General features: G+C 34.2%; 1 protein-coding gene. It reads right to left on the reverse strand.

All coding sequences use genetic code 11. The features are described 5' to 3' along the window. Positions 1–79: 79 nt before the first annotated feature. The gene (locus ACRC28_RS00940; protein ID WP_438541581.1) at positions 80–1078 is read right to left on the reverse strand and encodes an electron transfer flavoprotein subunit alpha/FixB family protein; all 999 of its coding nucleotides are present in this window, start codon (positions 1076–1078) and stop codon (positions 80–82) included. Between the last annotated feature and the right edge of the window lie 12 nt (positions 1079–1090).

The raw sequence follows: 1090 nt of genomic DNA on the forward strand, positions 1-1090 counted from the left end.
ATTAAAATAAGTATTTTTATTTAAATGGTAGGTATTTTATAAGGTATAGGGGCTAAGCCCCGTCCCCCTATATAAAAAATTACTCTTCTATTACTGATTTAAATTGTGCAACTAATTCAGGTAATACTTTATTTACATCACCAACGATAGCATAATCTGCTAACTTCATGATTGGTGCAGTTTCATCTTTATTGATTGCTATAATCATATCAGAATCTTGCATACCTGCTGTATGTTGGATAGCTCCTGAAATACCACATGCAATATAGATATTTGGTCTTACAGTTTTACCAGTTTGCCCAACTTGGTAATCTCTTTCTATCCATCCTTTATCAATAGCTCCTCTTGATGCAGCAACTACTCCACCTAAAGTTTCAGCAAGTTCAGTTAATTTGTCAAAGTTTTCTTTAGATCCAAGTCCTCTTCCACCAGCAACTAAAACTTTAGCTTCTCCGATGTCAACAACTTCTTTAGCATCTTTAACAACTTCAAGTACCTTAGTTCTGATATCTTCAGAAGTTAAAGCAACTTCAATTTTTTCTACGTTAAAGTTTTCTTTTTTCTCAGAAACTTTAGCGAATACTCCTGGTCTTACAGTAGCCATTTGTGGTCTGTGGTCAGGACAAGCAATTGTTGCCATTAAGTTTCCACCAAAAGCTGGTCTTGTAGCAAGTAATGCTCCGTTTTCTTCTGGAACTACATCTAATTGAGTACAGTCAGCTGTAAGTCCTGTAGTTAATCTAGCTGCAACTCTTGGACCTAAGTCTCTTCCTATGAAAGTTGCTCCTACAAATATTATTCCTGGTTTTCTTTCATTTGCTAAATCACAAATTACTTTTGTGTAACCATCAGTAGTATAGTTAGCTAATTCTTCATGATCACAAACTAATACATTATCAGCTCCGTGCTCACCTAAAGTGTTTGCTAAACCTTCAATATTATTTCCTAGTAATAGAGCTGTTAATTCAACTCCTAATTTATCAGCGATTTTTCTTCCTTCTCCTAATAATTCCAATGATACCTTTTGTAATTCTCCATTTCTTTGTTCAGCGAATACCGATACGAAAAATATATACATTTCTATCTAAAT

Origin of the sequence: Clostridium sp. (genome assembly GCF_051650885.1) — a bacterium.
GTDB lineage: Bacteria > Bacillota > Clostridia > Clostridiales > Clostridiaceae > Clostridium.

Coding starts and splice junctions, on each gene's coding strand:
- ACRC28_RS00940 (WP_438541581.1), bottom strand. CDS start 1,078: ATGTATATATTTTTCGTATCGGTATTCGCTGAACAAAGAAATGGAGAA.